The organism is Variovorax sp. LjRoot84 (genome assembly GCF_964254305.1).
In the GTDB taxonomy this organism is placed as follows: Bacteria; Pseudomonadota; Gammaproteobacteria; order Burkholderiales; family Burkholderiaceae_C; genus Variovorax.
The window spans coordinates 3,373,501-3,388,842 of the sequence record NZ_CAXUTE020000001.1; the positions used below are offsets into that span (position 1 = coordinate 3,373,501).

The 15,342-nt window shown below is 66.2% G+C and carries 16 protein-coding genes; 7 read left to right on the top strand and 9 right to left on the bottom strand.

The window, feature by feature from the left end:
* Window positions 1-21: 21 nt before the first annotated feature.
* Together ACSQ9I_RS16880 and ACSQ9I_RS16885 are read right to left on the bottom strand one after the other, a co-directional pair.
* A complete protein-coding gene (locus ACSQ9I_RS16880; RefSeq protein WP_436313836.1) occupies window positions 22-684 on the bottom strand; it encodes a carboxymuconolactone decarboxylase family protein in 663 nt (220 codons plus the stop codon).
* Between the two features lie 88 nt (window positions 685-772).
* A complete protein-coding gene (locus ACSQ9I_RS16885) occupies window positions 773-1,225 on the bottom strand; it encodes a (R)-mandelonitrile lyase (protein WP_436315767.1) in 453 nt (150 codons plus the stop codon).
* 315 nt (window positions 1,226-1,540) lie between these two features.
* Between ACSQ9I_RS16885 and ACSQ9I_RS16890 the strand changes: the two genes are divergently transcribed.
* Both ACSQ9I_RS16890 and ACSQ9I_RS16895 read left to right on the top strand, forming a co-directional pair.
* Complete coding sequence (locus ACSQ9I_RS16890; RefSeq protein WP_436313837.1) at window positions 1,541-2,590, top strand: PQQ-dependent sugar dehydrogenase; 1,050 nt, start codon at window positions 1,541-1,543, stop codon at window positions 2,588-2,590.
* Window positions 2,591-2,597: 7 nt separating this feature from the next.
* Window positions 2,598-3,500, top strand: coding sequence for a LysR family transcriptional regulator (locus ACSQ9I_RS16895; RefSeq protein WP_436313838.1), 903 nt, complete (start codon window positions 2,598-2,600; stop codon window positions 3,498-3,500).
* A gap of 54 nt (window positions 3,501-3,554) precedes the next feature.
* Here ACSQ9I_RS16895 and ACSQ9I_RS16900 read toward each other — a convergent pair whose 3' ends face one another.
* Window positions 3,555-4,448, bottom strand: coding sequence for a LysR family transcriptional regulator (locus tag ACSQ9I_RS16900; RefSeq protein WP_436313839.1), 894 nt, complete (start codon window positions 4,446-4,448; stop codon window positions 3,555-3,557).
* Between the two features lie 50 nt (window positions 4,449-4,498).
* Between ACSQ9I_RS16900 and ACSQ9I_RS16905 the strand changes: the two genes are divergently transcribed.
* Both ACSQ9I_RS16905 and ACSQ9I_RS16910 read left to right on the top strand, forming a co-directional pair.
* Window positions 4,499-5,350 carry an amidohydrolase family protein gene (locus ACSQ9I_RS16905; RefSeq protein ID WP_436315768.1) on the top strand — a complete coding sequence of 284 codons (852 nt, stop codon included), beginning with the start codon at window positions 4,499-4,501 and terminating at the stop codon, window positions 5,348-5,350.
* A 552-nt stretch (window positions 5,351-5,902) separates the two neighbouring features.
* On the top strand, window positions 5,903-6,988 hold the full coding sequence (locus ACSQ9I_RS16910) for an IS630 family transposase (RefSeq protein ID WP_436313840.1): 1,086 nt from the start codon (window positions 5,903-5,905) through the stop codon (window positions 6,986-6,988).
* Between the two features lie 465 nt (window positions 6,989-7,453).
* On the opposite strand, the gene ACSQ9I_RS16915 is transcribed toward ACSQ9I_RS16910, so the two are convergent.
* The 6 genes from ACSQ9I_RS16915 to ACSQ9I_RS16940 all read right to left on the bottom strand — a co-directional run bounded on the left by ACSQ9I_RS16915 (window position 7,454) and on the right by ACSQ9I_RS16940 (window position 11,645).
* The gene (locus ACSQ9I_RS16915; RefSeq protein ID WP_436313841.1) at window positions 7,454-7,774 is read right to left on the bottom strand and encodes a hypothetical protein; all 321 of its coding nucleotides are present in this window, start codon (window positions 7,772-7,774) and stop codon (window positions 7,454-7,456) included.
* Window positions 7,775-7,939: 165 nt separating this feature from the next.
* Complete coding sequence (locus ACSQ9I_RS16920; RefSeq protein ID WP_436313842.1) at window positions 7,940-8,188, bottom strand: hypothetical protein; 249 nt, start codon at window positions 8,186-8,188, stop codon at window positions 7,940-7,942.
* A 356-nt stretch (window positions 8,189-8,544) separates the two neighbouring features.
* Window positions 8,545-9,534 (bottom strand): Bug family tripartite tricarboxylate transporter substrate binding protein, encoded by a 990-nt coding sequence (locus tag ACSQ9I_RS16925; RefSeq protein WP_436313843.1) that lies wholly within the window; start codon window positions 9,532-9,534, stop codon window positions 8,545-8,547.
* A gap of 58 nt (window positions 9,535-9,592) precedes the next feature.
* Complete coding sequence (locus ACSQ9I_RS16930; RefSeq protein ID WP_244503761.1) at window positions 9,593-9,763, bottom strand: rubredoxin; 171 nt, start codon at window positions 9,761-9,763, stop codon at window positions 9,593-9,595.
* Complete coding sequence (locus ACSQ9I_RS16935) at window positions 9,760-10,977, bottom strand: cytochrome P450 (RefSeq protein ID WP_436295460.1); 1,218 nt, start codon at window positions 10,975-10,977, stop codon at window positions 9,760-9,762. The genes ACSQ9I_RS16930 and ACSQ9I_RS16935 overlap by 4 nt, the downstream gene beginning before the upstream one ends.
* The gene (locus tag ACSQ9I_RS16940) at window positions 10,974-11,645 is read right to left on the bottom strand and encodes a TetR/AcrR family transcriptional regulator (protein ID WP_436295461.1); all 672 of its coding nucleotides are present in this window, start codon (window positions 11,643-11,645) and stop codon (window positions 10,974-10,976) included. Before ACSQ9I_RS16940 ends, ACSQ9I_RS16935 begins: the two co-directional genes overlap by 4 nt.
* Before the next feature lie 157 nt (window positions 11,646-11,802).
* On the opposite strand from ACSQ9I_RS16940, the gene ACSQ9I_RS16945 reads away from it, so the two are divergent.
* The 3 genes from ACSQ9I_RS16945 to ACSQ9I_RS16955 are packed head-to-tail and all read left to right on the top strand — an operon-like array spanning window position 11,803 to window position 15,339.
* On the top strand, window positions 11,803-12,972 hold the full coding sequence (locus ACSQ9I_RS16945) for an acyl-CoA dehydrogenase family protein (protein ID WP_436295462.1): 1,170 nt from the start codon (window positions 11,803-11,805) through the stop codon (window positions 12,970-12,972).
* The gene (locus ACSQ9I_RS16950; RefSeq protein ID WP_436313844.1) at window positions 12,969-14,114 is read left to right on the top strand and encodes a CaiB/BaiF CoA transferase family protein; all 1,146 of its coding nucleotides are present in this window, start codon (window positions 12,969-12,971) and stop codon (window positions 14,112-14,114) included. The genes ACSQ9I_RS16945 and ACSQ9I_RS16950 overlap by 4 nt, the downstream gene beginning before the upstream one ends.
* A 22-nt stretch (window positions 14,115-14,136) precedes the next feature.
* Window positions 14,137-15,339: an acyl-CoA dehydrogenase family protein gene (locus ACSQ9I_RS16955; RefSeq protein WP_436295464.1), complete on the top strand. Its 1,203-nt coding sequence runs from the start codon at window positions 14,137-14,139 to the stop codon at window positions 15,337-15,339.
* The last annotated feature ends 3 nt before the right edge of the window (window positions 15,340-15,342 follow it).

Sequence of the window (15,342 nt, forward strand, 5' to 3'; positions counted from 1 at the left end):
GACGCCCGATTTTTTGCTTCTTCAACCTGCCGGCTTGGTTGCCAGGTGACGCGCCAGCGCCTCGCGCGCGCGTCGCGCGCTGTCGGCATCCACGCGATCGGCCAGCAGCTGGCCGAGCTGCTGCATCTGCTGCGCTGACAGGCCCACGTTCATGCTGATGCGGATGTGCGCCTGCAGCTGCGACTCGACCCCCGTCAGCGCGGCCAGCATGCTGACCGTGGCCACCTCGCGGCTTTGCCAGTCGAGGTTGTCGCGCTCGAAGATGTCGCCGAAAAGATGGGCTCGGAGGTATTCGTTCGCCACGGGCGCAAAGTCGAACAGCGGCCCCTGAACCGGCGCACCCGACAGCTTGGTCTGATTGGCAGTACCTGCGGCCAGCAGCGCATCACCCTTTGGAATGGGGCGACTGGGCGCGCGGCCCGGGGCGTCCTGCACACCGCGCTGCTTGCGTGCCTCGACCACCTTCATCAGCTCGGTCAGAGCATTGAGGCTGCGCGGGAAGCCGGCGTAGGCGTAGAGCTGCACCAGCACCTCTTTGGCGTCGCTGACGGTCAGGCCGGCATCCAGCCCCTGGTTCAAAGCCGCGTTCAGTTTGGCAATGTCGCCAGCGGCCGCGAAGGCCGCGATGGGAACGATGGCCTGGTGTGTGGCCGACAAGGTTTCGGACTGGGGTGTGCTGGTCATGCTGGCTGGCTCCTGCTGGTTCTGAGATGCATGGCTGACGGACACCGCTAGCCCCAGGGCCAGGACCATGGCAGCCACCGTGCGGCGCTTAGCGTGCGTTGTATTGCTCATCGCTGACTTTCTCCATCCATTCGACGTTCTTGCCGTTCACTGTGCCGGTCACCGCGAGGTGAATCATCGCGGTGGTCGGCGCCGCGCCGTGCCAGTGCTTGACACCCGGAGGGCACCAGACCGTGTCGCCCGCGCGGATTTCCTGCGCGGGCTTGCCCCATTCCTGCGTCAGCCCCACACCCGACATCACCACCAGTCGTTGGCCGGCGGGATGGGTATGCCAGGCCGAGCGCGCGCCAGGCTCGAAGGTCACCATGCCGCCCGAGGCGTTGATCTGCGCATTGGCAGGCCACACCGGGTCCACTCGAACGCGGCCCGTGAAATAGTCAGCCGGGCCGACCGCCGAGGGCTGGCTCCCCGCGCGCGTGACCTGCTGGGCGGCAGCGGGCTGCGATTCGACGGCGCAGGCCTGGAGCGATACGGCGCACATTGCGGCGCAGCACAAGGATGTTTTCATGCAGAAGACCTTTCAGCTTGATGGGTGCAGCACGAGGTCGTCTACATTCGCTCGATCATCGTGACGCTGCGTTTCATTGCCGTTGACTGAGACCAAGCGTAAGCGGACATACCCGCAATGACTAGCCACCCTGAACTGCATGCACTTATCGAACTGGCACATGAATCGCGAGCGGTATTCCTACGGCACATCATCCCGGGCAGCGAACCGGATTGATGAATGCAGACGATAGGCTCATGCGGCGCAGCAGCCTGGTAGGGACGCCAGGGCACGCCTAGACTTGAGGTCATGAAAACCGGCTTCCTGCTCGGACTGCGCAACCTGACTGCACTGCTGCTCGCGTTGCCAGGCCTGCCTTGCGCGGCTGCGGGTACTGGCACCTGGGTTCAGCGAGTCATCGTGGGTGACCTCGTCTATCCCTGGAACATCGTGCGCTCCGGCGACGCGCTGCTGATCACCGAGGTGGCTGGGTCCGTCGTGACGGTGCGCGACGGCAAAAGCACCAGGCGCACCGTGCAAACCTCCTCGCCCATCGTGCACGAGGGCGGCAGCGGACTGCTGGGCATGGCGCTGGCGCCGGACTTCGAGCGCAGCGGCACGGCCTACCTGTATCACAGCTACCGCAGCGGCACGGGTCTGGCCAACAAGCTCGTACAGGTGCAACACGAGAACGATACCTTTCGCGAGACGCGCGTGCTGCTGCAGGGCATCCCGGGACACACGCTGTACAACGGGGGGCGCATCGCCATCGGCCCCGATGGCCACCTCTATGTCGCCACAGGCTGGGCCCACGAGGAGGCCTATGCGCAAGACCTGCGCAGCCTGGGCGGCAAAATCCTGCGCCTTCGGCTGGACGGCGGCGTTCCGGCCGACAACCCGTTCGCCGGTTCCTACGTTTGGTCGTACGGCCACCGCAATCCGCAGGGCCTGGCATGGAGCGCGGACGGCCGACTGTTCGTCGCGGAACACGGACCCTCGGGCCACGACGAGATCAATGTCATCGTGCCGGGCGGCAACTATGGCTGGCCGCGCGCATTGGGCGACCAGCGCTCCTCCGGCGTGACGCCGCCGTTGGTGCACTCGGGTACCCAAACCTGGGCACCAGCGGGCATCGCGTTCTTCAAAGGGCAACTGATGGTCGCGGCGCTGCAGAGTCGGGGCATGCACCAACTGGTCGTGGCCGACAAGACGATGCCACTGGTCTTCTCTTCGAACGACCGGCTCAGGGACTTGCTGCCCGTCGGCGATGCACTGTATGCCATCACCACCAACACCTCGCCACGGGCCAGCCGCTCGGCCGGACCGGACCGCCTGCTGCTACTAACACCCAAGCCCTGAGGAACGCATGCCGCGCGACGACTTCAACGATCTGCTCGCGTTCCTCTCGGTGGCGCGCGAACGCAGCTTCACACGCGCGGCCTCCAAGCTCGGCGTTTCGCAATCGTCGCTGAGCCACAAGATCCGCGGGCTGGAAAGCCGCATGGGCGTCCGCCTGCTGACCCGCACCACCCGCAGCGTGGTGCCGACCGAGGCGGGCGAGCGGCTGATGGCGACGGTGGCGCCGCAGTTCGATGCGATCGAGACCGAACTGGAGGCGTTGGGCGAGTTCCGGGACAAACCGGCCGGCACCGTGCGCATCACCGCGGTCGACACGGTAGCGGACCTGTTCATCTGGCCGCGGCTCGCACCGCTGCTGCAGCAGTACCCCGACATCAAGCTCGAGATCGACACCAGCTACCGCATGGTCGACATCGTCGAAGAGCGTTACGACATTGGCGTTCGCACCGGCGAAGCCATCGCCAGGGACATGGTGTCGGTGCGCATCACACCGGACTTCCGGCGCATGATCGTCGGTGCGCCGGCCTACTTCGAAAGCCACCCGGTGCCGCAAACGCCGCAGGACCTGCTGCAGCACAACTGCATCACGCTGCGGCTGGCGACGCGTGGCGGCCTCTTTGCCTGGCCGCTGGTGCGCCAGGGACAGGCGGAACGCGTGCAGGTGCAGGGGCAGCTCACGCTCAATGGCAGCTACCAGATTCTGCAGGCCGCACTGGATGGCTGCGGACTCGCTCTCACACCGGAGTACCTGGCGCGGCCGCACGTGCAGGCAGGTCGCCTGCGCTGCGTGATGGAGGAATGGTTTCCGACCTCGCCAGGCTTCTTCATGTACTACCCAAGCCGCCGCCAGAAGACGCAAGCAGTGGCCATGGTCATCGACGCCCTGCGCTTGCGCGACGCGCCCAGTTGAGCGGCGGCACGCGCCACGGGACCATTTCTTGGCAAAACGGGCGGGTAGGAGGCCTCAGGCGCGGTAGCGCAGCGCTTCGACCACCAGCGCCAGCGTCCGCGTCGACTGGCGCCGGCTCGGGTAATAGGCATGCAGTCCCGGGAAGACCGGACACCAGTCCTGCAACACGACCTGCAAACGGCCCGCCTGCAGGTGGGGCCAGGCCAAGTCTTGCGGCACGAAGGCAAGGCCGCAGCCGCTCAGCGCCGCGTTCAGCATCTGGTAGGCGCTGTTGAAGGTCGCCTGCCCGCCCACGCGCACCTGCAACTCGCGCGTGCCGCTCTTGAGCTCCCAGGCGTACAGGCCGCCACCGGAAGCCAGGCGCAGCGTGATGCAGTTGTGCGCGAGCAATTCCTGCGGCGTGGCCGGCACGCCGCGCTCCGCCAGGTAGCCGGGCGCGCCAACGATCAGCATCTGCTGGTCGGGCGCGAGGCGCACGGCGATCATGTCCTTGGCCACCTGGTCGCCCCAGCGCACGCCGATGTCGAAACGCTCGGCCACGATGTCGACCATGCGGTAGTCCGCGCTGATCTCGATCTTGAGGTCGGGGTACTCGGCAACCAGCGGCCTCAGCCGGGGCCAGAGCACGGTGTTCACGACATGGTCAATTGCCGTGATGTGAATGGTGCCGGACGTCTTGGCGCCTAGTTCGCTGACCGCGGCGACTTCGGATTCAATTTCTTGCAGCCGTGGCGCCACCGTCTGCAGCAGCCGCTCGCCCGCCTCGGTGGGCGCCACGCTGCGTGTCGTGCGCGTCAGCAGGCGCACGCCCAGGCGGGTCTCCAGGGCACGAATGGTGTGGCTCAGTGAAGACTGGGACACGCCGAGCTTGGAGGCCGCACGTGTGAAGCTGCGCTCACGCGCCACCGCCATGAAGGCCAGCAGGTCACTGATCGAATCACGTGTCATCTAATCCTAGGTTCGGTGACGCGGCATTCTGCCACCGCCCAACATTCCAACTGCCGAGCGATAGCGAGAGCCAGGCGGCAACCGGGCAATGGTGGGACTGCCACTTCCATGTGTTCGACAACGCCCGCTATCCTCTTGCGCCGGGCGGTGCCTACATTCCCAAGGACGCACCGCTCGATGCGATTCGAAAGGTGTGCGAGTCAAGAGGTATCCAGCGCGCAGTCCTGGTTCATCCCAGCGTTTACGGAGCGGACCACTCAAGTTTCGAGGATGCGCTGGCCGCGAATGGTGACTGGCTCCGGGGCGTTGCCGTCGTTTACCCCGACGCGGCCGTCACCTCGGATGCGCAGATTGCCCGGTGGCACAAGCTTGGCGCTTGCGGCACTCGCATCAACCGGCTGTTTCCGGGTGCACCAGACGACATCGAAAGCGTCATCGACCGGGTAAAGCCCTTCGGATGGCATATCCAGGTGTTCGTTGACTTGGTAGAGGATCTTGGCTTGATCAAGCAAATTGCTGCCAGCGGCATGCAAGTCGTGATCGACCATTTCGGCCACCACCCGTTTGACGAGCTGCTGCGCAGCTCTGCCTTCGCGGACCTGCTGTCGCTTATGCGTGAGGGGCAGGCCTGGGTCAAGCTGTCGGGCCCATACAGGCTGCAGCGGACTGAGGGGCCGTGGCGCTCGCTGCGCCCGGCGGTCGATGCGTTGGTCGCCGCCAACTCCCGGCGGCTGGTGTGGGGAAGTGACTGGCCTCATCCTCCGAACTCAAAGCATCCATTTCCTCCGCCTGAACCGTCTGAGATCCGTCTGACCATCGCGCACTGGCTGGACGGGCCTGAACTGCTGAGACGTGTCATGCACGAAAATCCGAGTGCGCTATACGACCGCAGTCGGCTGTGAGCACGGAAGGAGCGATAGCGATACCGACCACGCCGCATCGGCGATTGGGCGGAGCGTGGGAATGTCCGGTCCTGGCCGGCGATTTCGGAGGCACTGTTGAAGGTCCGGGCATGGCCCGATAGTAGCCATCCGGGCGACGACACCGAACGGTTGTAGCCGGTCTTTAGCGAGCCTCCAGGCCTGCTGAGTTCAATGTCGACAGCCTGACCCGGTCTCTGTCGCAGCGCACGGGCGAAGAGCCGCGACCAGTGTTGAGCAGACGGTATGGGCGGGACGCGAGGCCGCGATCTGAGAATGCTGCTTCCTTGCTGGACGCAGACGGTTTCGAAGCTCGCGTCGACCCAGCCCAGCCGTCGCACGCCCTGCGAGTTGCCGAATGCAAGAGGTGACAAGAAATGCCGGAAAGTCGCAAACCGGTGACAAGCGATGCCGGAATATTCGGCTCATCCCGTGCGATTCGCCTGCAAACTAGTGTAGTGTTGCGCGCTTGTGGGAACTTAATTCAAGGGCAGTTCTCCGATGCTCTACTACGAAGCAGAGTGGAGAACGCAAGTGCGAGTGGCCCCCGAGATTGTGCTGACCGATGAGGAGCGAGCCGAGTTGACGCGGCTGGCTCGTTCCAAGCTCACCAGCGTGAGGCTGGCGCTGCGCGCGCGCATCGTGTTGCTGGCTTCGCAGGGGCTGCAGAACAAGGAGATTGCCGCGCAGGTGGGTGTGGGCCGGGTGCAGGTGTCGCGCTGGCGTGAGCGCTATCTCGAGTCGAGGCTTGCGGGCATCGAGCGCGATCTGCCACGCGGGGTGCCGCCGGTGAAGGTGGACGTTGCTCGCCTGGTGGCGTTGACGACCCAGAGCACGCCCGAGGCGGCCACGCACTGGAGCACGCGCAAGATGGGCGCCGAGTTGGGCGTGAGCGCCAGCACCGTCATGCGGCATTGGCACGCCCACGGCTTGAAGCCGCACATCGTGCGCGGCTTCAAGGTCTCGCGCGACCCCAAGTTCGTCCAGAAGCTCGAAGACATCGTGGGTCTATACATGTCGCCACCCGAGCATGCGCTGGTGCTGTGCTGCGACGAGAAGAGCCAGGTGCAGGCGCTGGACCGCACGCAACCGGGGCTGCCGATGAAGAAGGGGCGCGCGGCCACCATGACGCACGATTACAAGCGCAACGGCACCACCACCTTGTTTGCCGCGCTCAACGTGCTGGACGGCCAGGTCATCGGCCAGTGCCAGCAGCACCACACCCACATCGAGTGGCTGAAGTTCCTGCGCCAGATCGATCGCGAGACGCCCAAGGACAAGACGCTGCACCTGATCGCCGACAACTACGCCACGCACAAGCATCCGGCCGTGCAGGAGTGGCTGGCCAAGCACCCGCGCTTCAACATGCACTTCACGCCCACCTCGGCGTCGTGGCTGAACATGGTCGAGCGCTTCTTTCGCGACATCACCACCGAGCGGCTGCGCCGAGGCGTGTTCACCAGCGTGCCCGAACTCGTCGCTGCCATCGATGAGTACGTCGTACATCACAACACCAACCCCAAGCCTTTCATCTGGACCAAGAGCGCTCGCGACATCCTGCAGAAGGTCATCCGTGCCAATCGCCGCTTAAGTTCCAAACAGAATGGAACACTACACTAGCGACAAGTGATGCCGGAATCGGCGCCATTCTTTGGCCAAATCCACAAATCATGTGGATTCCGGAATAACTTGGCCGGAATGACAAGATATGCCGGAAAAAGCGGCGACACGATATGCCGGAAAAATGGCAGGCAGTTGATCGAGCCCCGGCCTATTAATCCGTCGGTCCCTGGTTTGAGCCCGGGTCGAGGAGGCACTACAAGCCGCATAGGCACAAAGGGTTCCGCTACTAAATCGGTAGCAACACCCTTTTTCATTCCAGCCCGTGTCCACCTTTGGCCATTTCCAGCTTTGTCTGCAGGTGCCGACGGGTCGCGGTGCAAGCGTGCCCCGGCCACCTCCACACGCTGTTAGCCCCTTTCGGCTGTACTTGAACCGTTCGGCGGGACCTGCCTAAAGGCCACCCCGGCACGCGACGGCGACGCGGCCGGCGAAGGCCAGCGCGATGCCGAGGCAGCGCGCGGCCTAGCCCGTCAGCCAGGCAGCGAGGCCGGGGCCGTACCGGATTGCGACAGGGGGCGCGCCGAAGGCCGTCTGCGGCCCGGGGCCGCCCCGGCCCGCATCCTTGAGCAGGGCCAAGAATTCGCGATTGATGCGCATCGAGGCGTTGAAGACCGCCATGACATCGTCGATATCGATTGTGTCGAGCATTCGCACCTGATCCGCTGTGTCCTCGTCATAGTGCCCGGTCGCCTTGTTGCGTACGCCGGACCAGCCGCGCAGGGTCGTGAGCTGCGTGCGGCATTCCTTGCGAACGGCGCGGTACGCGGCCTGCGACACGGTCATGCCGCGCTGCGCGGCCAGGACGATCGCGCTGCGACAGCTTGCCGACCGCCTGCTCGTATTCGTACATCCGGTGCACGAGGCCCTTCATCGCGACGCGCTATAGCCGCTCTGCGCGGTAGTAGGCCGGCTTGAAGCCGCGCCTGTTGGGCTGAATCGGCGTTGGCACTACTTCGTCCACATTGCCTGCACGACAGGCACCGCGACTGTCAGGACCGCCGCGACGATCCCAGCGATGCCGGCGGCGCGCGCCCACCACAGCATCTTCGCGTTGTCCGCCTTGCTCGCCTGCGCATCCTGGCGGATTGCCTCAAGTGCCGCGACGGTGCGGTTCTCGGCCTCCTCGGTCGCGTTCAGCCGGCGCGTGTTCTCGCGCATCGTGTCGACGATGTGATCCGACGACGAGACGCGCAACACCCTCGGCTCATTGATGGTGCGCCTTGCCGTCGCCGTGCGAATCTGTTCCGTCCAACTCTGCGCTCGATGTCGTCAACGGTCGTGCGCGGCGACGAATCTCGGTCTCGTATTCATGTGCGTAGCCCCCTGCGTGTAGCGCACCCTGGAGGGCCTGCTCGCGCCAAGCGAGAGCGCGCTCACGCAGATCAGCGTCGGAAAGGTCGCCGGGTTCAGTCATTGGTTGATTCTGACGTGGCACGCGGTCTCGCTGGCGTGAACGGTTGCGCGCAGCAATCAACAGTTAGTTCACAAGAGTGCCCACCAGCATCGACAAGGTTCTGGCGAACGCGCCGGTCGGATTGAGGTGCGACCCAGATTCATTCCTTCAGGACGATCCGGCCGTCTTCGATGAGGCGCCCCATCTTCTCGTACTCGGCGGCCAGGAATGCGGCATACGCCTTCGACGTGCCGCCGACGCGCTCCACCGCCAGCGCCAGCATCTTCTCGCGGACTCGGTGGTCGGCCAGCACCTCATTGGTGGCCCGGTTCAGCTTGTCGATGACCGGCAGCGGCGTACCCGCCGGCACGTTCAGCCCCACGAAGGTGTACGCCTCGTAGTCCGGGTAGCCCTGCTCGGCCACCGTCGGCACATCCGCAAGCGAGGGCGAGCGCCGCTTGCCGGTCACGGCGACCGGCTTGATCCTGCCGGCCCGGATCAGCGGCTCGGCCACCGCGATCGAGCCGAACGCCAGATCGACGTGACCCGCCATGAGGTCGGTGAACGCCGGGTTCTCGCCCTTGTAGGGCACGTGATTGAAGCGGATACCCGCCAGCTTCTGGAAGTATTCGCCCGCCAGGTGCTGCGGACCGCCCTGCCCCGTGGTCCCGTAGCTGATCTGGCCCGGCTTGCTCCGCGCCAGCTGTACCAGCTCGGGCACCGTGTTCGCCGCGAGCGTGGTGCGCGCCACCAGCACGTTGGGAACGTTGTGAACATGGATCACGGGCATGAGGTCCTTGCGCGGATCGAAGCCTTGCTTCATCAGGTGCGGCTGTATCACCTGCGGGCCGGTGGTGCAGAAGCAGACGGTGTAGCCGTCGGGCGCTGACTTCGCGACATGGTCGGTCCCTATCGAGCCGGCTGCCCCGGCCTTGTTCTCGACGATCACGACCTGGTCCAGCACCCTGCCGAGTTCCTGCCCCACGAGCCGGCCGAGCACGTCCGTCGCTCCGCCTGCGGGAAAGGGCACCACCAGGTGTATCGGCCTGGCGCGGGGGTAGTCCTGCGCGCGCGACGAAACGGAGAACCCGAGCGCCAAAGCGACCATGAGCAGGGAGCCCAAAGCACGAAACAGCGTTGCAGAGACCATGGCCATCACCTGATATTCATGATTCTGGTGCCGGTACTTCGTGGGGTCACTGGGGTCTTCACTCCTCGACCGGCGCGAAATCGCTCTTCGTCGCGCCGCAATCCGGGCAGCACCAGTCATCCGGCACGTCGGCCCACGCGGTGCCGGGCGCGATGTCGTGGTCGGGATCGCCGAGAGCCTCGTCGTAGACATGCGCGCAGAAGAAGCACTGCCATTTCTTCGTGTTCACCGCGCGCGCACCTCCCAGATCAGCGGCAGCTCGAAAAGCGTGGCGTTGACGCCGGCGCGCACGCCGCATTCCCTGCCCGGCTCGATCTGGAAGTCGGGAATGCGCTTCAGCCATTCCTCGAGGAAGATCTTTATCTCGGTACGTGCCAGCAGCGAGCCCGGGCAACGATGCGCGCCGTTGCCGAAGGTCGAATGGATCGGCGTGCGGCGCTGGAAGTTCACCGCCATCGGATCGTCGAACTGGCGATCGTCCACGCCGTGCAGCGTCGTCGGCATCACGACCATGTCGCCGGCCTTCATCTCGACGCCCTTGTACTGCATGTCCTCGCGCACCATGCGGCCTTGATTGACGACCGGGAAGCGGCGCAGCAGTTCCTCCACCGCCGCCGGGATGCGATCCGGGTGTTCGATGAGCTCCCTGCGGTGCGCCGGGCTGGTGGCCAGGAAGCGCGCCGCGAAGCCCATCGCCGAGGCCACGGTGTCCAGGCCGCCGATCAACACCAGCGCCACCATGGGGATCACCTCCTCGTCGGTGATCGGCCGCCCGTCGACCTGCGCCTTGGTCAGCTGGCTGATCGCGTCCGGGCCGGGGTTCGCCCGCCGCTCCTTCACCTTCTGCGCGGCATAGCCGAAGATGTTCATGTAGCTCTGCTCGCGCTCGGCTTCACTGCTCGGGCGCACCTGCTGATCGGCCCAGGCCAGCAGTTTTTCGCGGTCTTCGACCGGCAGGTCGACCATGCGCATGAATATGCCGATGGGCAGGTGCTGGGCGAACTCGCCGACGAACTCGCAGCGACCGCGCGGATAGAAGCCCTCGATCAGCTCGATCGCCTGCTCGCGCGCGCGCCCCGCGAGGGCCGACACCGCCTTCGGCGACAGCAGCGGGGACAGCAGCGTGCGGTACTTCGTGTGCTCCGGCGGATCGAGAAAGATCGGAGGCATCCTGTGCGTGTTGCGCTCGGCGGGCACCACGAGCTTCTGCGAGGTGAAGCGCTCCGCATCCTTGAAGATCTCGTAGATATCCTCCCCGCGCGTCGCAACCCAGTGCCCGCCATTCTTCGGCGTCCAGAAGATGTCGGGGATGCCGGGATCGTGCAGGCGCTTCAGCGCGGCGTGATAGTCGCCATCGGCGACCTCGACGTTGTACAGGTCGAACTCGTGCACCAGCGCGGCGGGCACGTGCGGCGGGATTCGGTCGGCAACGGAATGACTCATGTCGGGGACCTCTTGGGCGAAGTGCGGGCCCTGCGGCTCGTGGGGCGGGATGCGCGTGCCGGGCCGGCGATCGCCAGCAGCCCGCGCAGGTAGAGCAGGAACATGTCGCCGGCGTAGGCGGGGTTGCCGCGCTGCGCGCCGTGGCCGCTCTGCAGCGCCAACGAAGCGCCGAAGGACAGGGCCGCCGCGGCGAGCGCTTCGGGCGCAGCCGGCGGCTCCTTGCCGGCCTTCTCGAACATGGCCGCGAAGACGCGTGCGACGTGCCGGTGGTGGGCGGTGATGAAGGCGTGATAGTGGACGGCGAAGTCCGGATTGCGCTCGGCATGCAAGGTCAGCTCGATCCACAGCAAACCACCGTCGCCGTCCCGTCGGGAACGTCGGAAGCGCGCCAGGAACCCTTGCAGCACGGCCTCCGCGTCCTGCGCCTCGGCGACCACCCTGCCCCACTCGGTGGCTTCGCGTTCGAGCCATTCGCTCATCAGCTCGAGCAGCATGTCTTCCTTGGTGGTGTAGTTCGAATAGAAGGCACCCCGGCTCAGGCCCGCGGCCTGACTGATGCCATCTACAGACGCCGCACCGACGCCCTGGTCGGCGAACGCCCTGGTGGCGGATCTGCGCAGGCGGGCCTTAGTGACCTCGCGCTTCTCTTCACGGCTCAACGCTTGCATGAATGTCTCCTTCAAATACAGTTATGTATTCTAATTTTCGCTCGATGTTCTGATATTGGTACACACCCTAGGCAAGGTGTTTCATTCGTCACGCTTCTTGACGTCTCTCTGTCGGACGTTCAGAATTACGCACTATGTTCATATATTAGACCGACCAGTGTCCTCCACAAGCTACGACCTGAGCGACGACCAGAAGGCCATCCAGGACCTGATCCGGCGCTTGGCGCGCGACAAGGTGGCGCCGCGCGCCGACGAGATCGATCGCACGGCCGAGTACCCGCACGACATGTTCGAGCTGCTCAAGGGGCTGGGCCTGTTCGCGCTGCCCTTCCCCGCCGAATACGGCGGCACCGGCAGCACGCTGTCGGCCTGCGTCGCGGTCGAGGAATTCGGCCGCGTGTGCTACAACACCGGCTACCTGCTCGTCGTGCAGTGGACGCCGTTCGGCGCGATCCTTGCCGGCGGCACCGAGGCGCAAAAGCAGCGCCTGCTGCCGGGCCTGGCAAGCGGCGAGCTGCGCGGCGCGCTGTCGCTGACCGAGCCACAGAGCGGTTCCGACGTCTCCGGCATCAAGACCACCGCGCGCCGCACGGCCGACGGCTATGTGTTAAACGGTGCGAAGATCTGGTGCACCAACGCCAACATCGCCGACTTCATCCTGGTCGCCGCGAAGACGCAGGACGAAGCCGGGCAGCCGCTCGGCATCAACCTGTTCATCGTCGATCGCGGCACGCCCGGTCTGACGGTGGGCCGCAAGGAAGACAAGATGGGCGCCCGCGGCGTGCCGTCGTGCCCGCTCTTCTTCGACCAGGCGCGGATTCCGGCGGAGAGCCGCCTCGGCCCCGAGGGCGGCGAAGGCTTCAAGGTCGCGATGGAGGCGCTCAACACCAGCCGCCCGATCGTCGCGGCGCGTGCCGTCGGCATCGCGCAAGGCGCGATCGACCATGCCGTCCGATACATCCAGGAGCGGCGCGCCTTCGGCCAGGCGATCAGCGACTTCCAGGGCGTGCGCTGGATGCTCGCCGACATGGTGATGCAGACCGAAGCGGCGCGCCAGCTGGTCTACCGCACCGCGGCCATGGTCGACGCCGGCGTGACGGGCCGGGCGCTGGCGCCGATGGCGGCGATGGCCAAGTGCGTGGCCTCCGACGTCGCGATGAAGGTGGCCACCGATGCGGTGCAGCTCTTCGGCGCCGCCGGCGTGTCGGCCGAGTATCCGATCAACCGCTACTTCCGCGATGCGAAGGTGGTGCAGATCATCGAGGGCACGAACCAGATCCAGCGCAACATCATCGCCAACAGCCTCCTCGGGAAGGCCGGCCGATGACGGGACCGCTGGCCGGCCTGAAGCTCGTCGAGCTGGCTGGCATCGGCCCGGGCCCGATGTGCGCAATGCTGCTTGCCGACCTCGGCGCCACCGTGATCCGCGTCGACCGCAAGCAGCCTGTGAAGCTGGGGCTCGAGCGGCCGCTCAAGTTCAACACGCTGCTGCGCAACCGCGGGTCGATCGCGCTCGACCTGAAGCAAGCGGCCGCGGTGGAGGCCGTGCTCGGGCTGGTCGAGCAGGCTGATGCGCTGATCGAAGGCTTCCGCCCCGGCGTCACCGAGCGCCTCGGCCTGGGGCCCGAGGTCTGCCTCGCGCGCAATCCGCGCCTGGCCTACGGGCGCCTGACCGGCTGGGGTCAGAGCGGGCCGCTGGCGCAGGTGGCGGGGCACGACATCAACTACCTCGCCATCACCGGCATCCTGGAGGCGATTGGCCGCGAAGGCCAGCCGCCGTCGATCCCGCTGAACCTGCTCGGCGACTATGCGGGCGGATCGCTGTACATGGCCGTCGGCCTGCTCGCCGCGATCCTGGACGCGCGCCGCACCGGCCAGGGCCAGGTCGTCGACGCAGCGGTCGTCGACGGCGCCGTGCACCTGGCGACGACCTTCCACGGCATGGTCGCCGGCGGCATCTGGCGCGAAGGCCGCGGCGGCAACCCGACCGACGGCGGCTCGCATTTCTATGACTGCTACGAGTGCGCCGACGGCCGCTGGATCGCTGTCGGGCCGATTGAGGAGAAGTTCTTCGCCGAGCTGCTCGCCCGGCTGGAGATCGACGCCTCGAAGCTCGGCCCGCAGATGTCGCGCGAGCACTGGAAGCCCGCCAAAGAGCTGCTCGCCGCCACGTTCAAGAAGCGCACGCGCGACGACTGGGCGGCGCGCCTCGAGCAGACCGACGCCTGCGTGTCGCCGGTGCTGAGCTTCGCCGAGGCAGCGCGGCATCCGCACCTGAAGGCGCGCGGCAGCCTGGTCGAGATCGACGGCATCGTGCAGTCCGCGTCTGCGCCGCGCTTCTCGCGCAGCACGCCCGCCATTCCGACGCCGCCGCAGCCGGTCACGCCGGGGAACACCGACCGGGCCTTGTCGCGCTGGTTCTCCCAGGACAAGATCGCGGCACTGCGACGCGACGGCGTCATTGATTAGGGTCTGTTGACCTGGACACCCCATGGACCTCCGCTACACCGACGAAGAACTCGCCTTCCGCGACGAGGTGCGCGCCTTCTTCGCGACGGCGCTGCCGCCCGAGATCCGCCGCAAGTGCGAGCTCGGCCAGCGCATCGGCAAGGACGAGATGAAGCGCTGGGTGCGCATCCTGCACGACCGTGGCTGGGCCACGCCGTCGTGGGCGCCCGAATGGGGCGGCACCGGCTGGGACGCGGTCAGGCAGTACATCTTCAAGGAAGAGCTCGCGATGGCACCGGCGCCCGAGCCGATCTCCTTCAACATGAACATGATCGGGCCGACGCTGATTGCCTTCGGCAGCGAGGAACAGAAGCGCCGCTTCCTGCCCCGCATCGCGCGCATGGACTATTGGTTCTGCCAGGGCTTCTCGGAGCCGGGTGCGGGCTCGGACCTGGCGGCACTGCGCACCAGCGCGGTCCGCGACGGCGACCACTACCTCGTCAACGGCCAGAAGCTGTGGACCTCGACCGCGCACCATGCCGACTGGTGCTTCCTGCTTGTGCGCACCGACCCGGCAGCGAAGAAGCAGCAGGGCATCACCTACCTGCTGATGGACATGCGTTCGCCGGGCGTCTCGGTGCGGCCGATCGTGACGATCGACGGACACCACGAGACCAACGAGATGTTCCTCGACAACGTGCGGATCCCGGTGGCGAACCGCGTCGGCGAAGAGAACAAGGGCTGGGACTACGCCAAGTACCTGCTCGGTCACGAGCGCAGCGGCATTGCCCGCGTGGGCGTCTCGAAGTTCCGGGTGCGCCGCGCCAGGCAGCTGGCCGCGCAGGTGCTGCAGGGCGGCCGGCCGCTGATCGAGGACGAGCGCTTCCAGGAGCGCGTCGCCGAGATCGAGGTCGAGCTGAAGGCGCTCGAGATCACGCAGATGCGGCTGATCGCCGAAACGGCCAAGCGCCCCAACGGCAAGCCCGACCCCAAGTCCTCGATCCTGAAGATGAAGGGCTCGCAGCTGCAACAGGCGGCGGCCGAGCTGCTGCTGGAGGTTGCGGGACTGCATGCGCTGGAGTTCGACCCCGGCTTCGTCGCCGGCCGGCCTGACGCGGCCGAGGAGGCCGACGACTGGGCGCTCACGATCGCCGCCAACCACTACTGGGCGCGGCACGTGTCGATCGTCGGCGGCTCGAACGAGATCCAGCGCAACATCCTCGCCAAGACCGTGCTCGGGCTCTGACCA